The organism is Aquabacterium sp. (genome assembly GCF_036279655.1).
GTDB lineage: Bacteria > Pseudomonadota > Gammaproteobacteria > Burkholderiales > Burkholderiaceae_C > Aquabacterium.
Window position 1 is genome coordinate 1 of the sequence record NZ_DASUIT010000001.1, and the last position, 5,015, is coordinate 5,015.

Annotated in this window: 2 protein-coding genes and 1 pseudogene; all 3 read left to right on the plus strand. The window is 65.9% G+C overall.

The annotated features are described in order from the left end of the window. Positions 1-1,864, plus strand: a 1,864-nt coding sequence (locus VFW84_RS00005; protein WP_329678369.1) for an acetate--CoA ligase family protein, incomplete at its 5' end; no start/stop codon positions are given. A 29-nt stretch (positions 1,865-1,893) separates the two neighbouring features. Next, positions 1,894-4,473, plus strand: coding sequence for a cyanophycin synthetase (gene cphA / locus VFW84_RS00010; RefSeq protein WP_329678370.1), 2,580 nt, complete (start codon positions 1,894-1,896; stop codon positions 4,471-4,473). 139 nt (positions 4,474-4,612) lie between these two features. Next, positions 4,613-5,015: pseudogene (locus VFW84_RS00015) on the plus strand (ModD protein); the annotation flags it as partial.

Consider the following 5,015-nt stretch of genomic DNA (forward strand, 5'->3'; position numbering starts at 1 on the left):
TGCACGTGACGAGCAAGTGGCCCGCACCGCCCTGAAGGAAGGCCACGCCCTGCTGATGGCCGCCATCAACGACGAGCCCTTCGATGTGGCCAAGGCGGTGGAAGAAGTCCGCACGCATATCGACGATTACTACCTCGGCCCTTCTACCGCCGCCATCGTGGGTGCCGCGACTGATCGTCGGATTCCGCACATTCGCCTGAATGATGGCAACTTGGTGCAGCTGGGTTATGGCGCCGCGCAGCGCCGCATCTGGACGGCCGAGTCCGAACTGACCAGCGCGATCGCGGAAGGCATCTCCCGCGACAAGGATCTGACCAAGAGCCTGCTGAAGTCCTGCGGCGTGCCTGTGCCGGAAGGCCAGATCGTCAATTCTGTGGACGAAGCCTGGGAAGCCGCTGAAGACATCGGCCTGCCCGTGGTGGTCAAGCCTACCGACGGCAACCATGGCCGTGGCGTGTCGCTGGATTTGAACTCGCGTGAAGACGTGGAGGCCGCCTACAAGCTGGCCGAGCAGCATGGCTCCGAGGTGCTGGTCGAGCGCTACATCCGTGGCGACGAGCACCGCATCCTGGTGGTCGGCGGCAAGGTGGTGGCGGCAGCCCGTGGCGAGAGCGCCTGGGTGACGGGCGACGGCAAGTCCACCGTGGTCGAGCTGATCGATCTGCAGCTCAATACCGACCCCCGCCGTGGCCTGACGGAAGACTTCCCGCTCAACCGCATCAACATCGAAGAAGATGAAGTGGTGCTGCTGGATCTGCAGCGCCAGGGCCTGACGGCGCACGCCGTGCCCGCCGATGGTCGCCGCGTGCTGATTCAGCGCAACGGCAATGTGGCGCTGGACTGCACCGATGACGTTCACCCCGACGTGGCCTATCTGGTGGGCCTGGCTGCCCGCGTGGTGGGCCTGGACATCGCCGGTGTGGACGTGGTGGCAGAAGACATCTCCAAGCCCTTGCTGGCGCAAGGCGGCGCAGTGGTGGAAGTCAATGCCGGCCCCGGCCTGCTGATGCACCTCAAGCCCGCCGAAGGCCTGCCGCGCCCCGTGGGCAAGGCCATCGTCGATCACCTGTTCGATGAAGACGCCTCGGGCCGCGTGCCCATCATTGGCGTGGCCGGTTCGCAAGGCACCAGCAACATCGCCCGCCTGACGGCCTGGCTGCTGCACCTGAGCGGCAAGCACGTGGGCCTGGCCTGCCGAGAAGGTTTGTTCCTGGGCAGCCGCCGTGTTGAATCCGGTGACCGCGCCAACTGGGCTGCGGGCCAGCGCCTGCTGATGAACCGCGAGGTCAATGCCGTCGTGCTGGAAAACGGTGCGGCCAGCATCCTCAACGACGGCCTGGCCTATGACCGCTGCGCCGTGGGCGTGGTGACCGACCTGCTGGGCGCCGAAGCCCCGGTGGACGCCACCCTGGCCGAGCACGACATCCACGAAACCGGCCAGATGTTCAAGGTGCTGCGCACCCAGGTGGACGTGGTTTTGCCCGATGGTGTGGCCGTGCTCAACGCGGCCGACGAGCGCCTGGTCGAGATGGCCGACCTGTGTGATGGCGAAGTCATCTTCTACGATCTGGATCACAACAATCCGGCCATGGTGGCGCACCGCGCCAAGGGTGGCCGCACCGTGTCGATCGACGGGCACCATGTGCTGCTGACGCACAACGGCTACATGCCGGTGCGTTGCGCCGATCTGAACAGCGCTGCCGCCCGCCGCATGACCGGGGCTGGCACCGATCACGCCATCCCGGGCACCAGCGTCAAGTCGCTGCTGGCTGCCGTGGCCGTGGCCTGGGCTCTGGGCATCCCGCCCGAGCTGATCGCCGCTGGCCTGGAAACCTTTGATCCTTCTCCCAAAGCCGTTCGCTGAACGGTGCGCTCAAACAAGAGAACACGCTGATGGACGTTTCACGCATCAGGGCCCTGCGCGGCCCCAATCTCTGGAGTCGCCACACCGCCATCGAGGCCGTTGTGTCGTGCGAACCCCAAGAGCGCGCCATTGACCAGTTGCCGGGCTTTGAAGATGCCTTGCGCAAGATCTTCCCCTCGCTGGGCCCCTTGCGTCCCGATGGTCGCCCTGGGCAGATCAGCCTGGCCCATGTGCTGGAGGCGGCCACGCTGGCCTTGCAGGCCCAGGCCGGTTGCCCGGTGACCTTCAGCCGCACGGCACAGACGGTTGAAACCGGTGTCTACCAGGTGGTGGTCGAGTACAGCGAAGAGCAGGTTGGTCGGCTGGCTTTCGACAAGGCTCAGGCCTTGCTGCAGGCCGCGCTGGCGGGTGGCGAGTTCGATGTGGAGGCCTCGCTGGCCGAGTTGCGCGAGCTCGATGAAGACGTGCGCCTGGGCCCTTCAACGGGCTCCATCGTGACGGCCGCTGCCGCCCGTGGCATTCCCTGGCGCCGTCTGACCACGGGCAGCCTGGTGCAGTTCGGCTGGGGCTCCAAACAACGCCGCATCTGGGCTGCCGAGGTGGACGACACCAGCGCAGTGTCGGAATCCATCGCACAAGACAAGGACCTGACCAAGCGCCTGCTGGCCGCGGCCGGCGTGCCCGTGCCCATTGGCCGCCCCGTTGACGATGTGGATGACGCGTGGGTGGTGGCCCAGGAGATCGGCCTGCCGGTCGTGTGCAAGCCGCAGGACGGCAACCAGGGCAAGGGCGTGACGGTCAACATCACCAGCCGCGAACAGCTGGAAACGGCTTTCAAGGCCGCGGCCGACATCGGCGACGTGATGGTGGAAAAGTACCTGCCCGGCAACGACTTCCGCCTGCTGGTGGTGGGCGACAAGCTGGTGGCCGCTGCGCGCCGCGATCCCCCGCATGTGATTGGCGATGGCACCCACACCGTGCGCGAACTGGTCGACAAGGTCAACGCCGACCCGCGTCGTGGCGAAGGCCATGCCACCTCGCTTACCAAGATCCGCTTTGATGACATCGCCATTGCGCGTTTGTCTGATCAGGGCCTCAAGCCGGATTCCGTGCCTGAGAAGGGCCGCCGCGTCATCTTGCGCAACAACGCCAACCTGTCCACCGGCGGTACCGCCACCGACGTGACCGATGACGTGCACCCCGAAGTGGCCGCACGCGCCATCGCGGCAGCCCAGACCATCGGCCTGGAGATCTGCGGCGTGGACGTGCTGGCCGAGAGCGTGCACAAGCCACTGGAAGACCAGAATGGCGGCATCGTCGAAGTGAACGCCGCGCCTGGCCTGCGCATGCACCTCTCGCCGTCTTACGGCAAGGGCCGCAACGTGGGCGAGGCCATGGTGGCCAAGATGTACAAGCCCGGTGACGACGGGCGCATCCCCGTGGTGGCCGTGACCGGCACCAATGGCAAGACCACGACCGCGCGCCTGACCGCACACCTGCTGGCCACCAGTGGCCTGCGCGTGGGCATGACCAATACCGATGGCGTGTACGTGAACGGCCGCCAGATCGACAGTGGTGATTGCGCCGGCCCCAAGAGTGCCCGCAACGTGCTGATGCACCCCGATGTGGACGCAGCCGTGTTCGAGACCGCGCGTGGCGGCATCCTGCGCGAAGGCCTGGGCTATGACCGTTGCCAGACCGCCGTGGTGACCAACATCGGTGCGGGTGATCACCTGGGGCTGAACTACATCACCACCGTGGAAGACCTGGCTGTCCTCAAGCGCGTGATCGTGATGAACGTGGCGCCCAACGGTTATGCCGTGCTCAACGCCACGGACCCCATCGTCACGGCCATGGCCCCCAAGTGCCCGGGCGGCATCATCTATTTCGCCGGTGACCCGCACAACCCCGTGCTGACGGCCCACCGCGCCCAAGGCAAGCGCACGCTGTGTGTGGATGGCGATGCCATCGTGGCTTCCGAGGGCAACTGGCGCGAAAGCCTGCTGCTGCGCGACATCCCCATCACCCGCAATGGCAGCATCGGCTTCCAGGTCGACAACGTCATGGCGGCCATCGGCGCGGCCTGGAGTTCGGGCCTGGACTGGGACACCATCCGCCGTGGTCTGGCCAGCTTCGTCAATGATGCCGACAACGCCCCCGGTCGCTTCAACGTCATGGACTTCCGCGGCGCCACCGTGATTGCCGACTATGGCCACAACCCGGACGCCATGCGTGCGCTGGTATCGGCCGTGAACGGCTTGCCCGCCAAGCGCCGCTCGGTGGTGATCAGCGGCGCGGGTGACCGTCGCGACGAAGACATCCGCGAGCAGACCGCCATCCTGGGCGATGCCTTTGACGAGCTGATTCTGTTTCAGGATGCCTGTCAGCGTGGCCGTGAAGATGGCGAGGTGCTCAACCTCCTGCGCGAAGGCCTGGCCAAGGCGCAGCGTGCCCAGAAGGTTGACGAGATCCGCGGCGAGTTCGTGGCCATTGATCTGGCACTGGACCGCCTGCAGGCCGGTGACCTGTGCCTGATCCTGGTCGATCAGGTGGAAGAGGCACTGGCCCACCTGGCCAGGCGTTGTGCGGAGGCTCAGCAGGCAGCCTGATCCAGCGTCATCGGGTTGAGTCAAAGCGCGGCCGGGGTGTGCGAAATGTGCACCCCGGCCGCGTGCTTTTCTGGGAGATCAAACCGCTGAGCGATTGGTGGTGCCATGATGGCGACACTGCGAAAGTGGAGTCCCGAACATGCTCAGAGCTTTGTCTGACGACGCCCTGCAAGACCTGATTCAAGAGGATGCCCCCTACGGTGACCTGACCACCACGGGCTTGGGAATGGGTGACATGCCCGGCCGCGTCGTGATGGCGGCGAGGCAGCCCATGACGGTATGCGGCACTGAAGAGGCGGCCCGCTTGTTCGAACTGTACGGCGCCACGGCCACGGTGATCGCGCCATCAGGCAAACATGTGCTGGGTGGTGCCGAGTTGATCAGCGCGCATGGCCGTGCTTCCACCCTGCTGCTGGTCTGGAAGGTGGCGCAGACCCTGATGGAATACGCCAGTGGCATCTCCAGCGAGGTGGCGCGCATCGTGACCGAGTTGCGAGCCGCAGGGCATGCTCAGCCACTGGCTTGTACGCGCAAGACCTTTC

Coding starts and splice junctions, on each gene's coding strand:
- cphA (WP_329678370.1), top strand. CDS start 1,894: ATGGACGTTTCACGCATCAGGGCCCTGCGCGGCCCCAATCTCTGGAGT.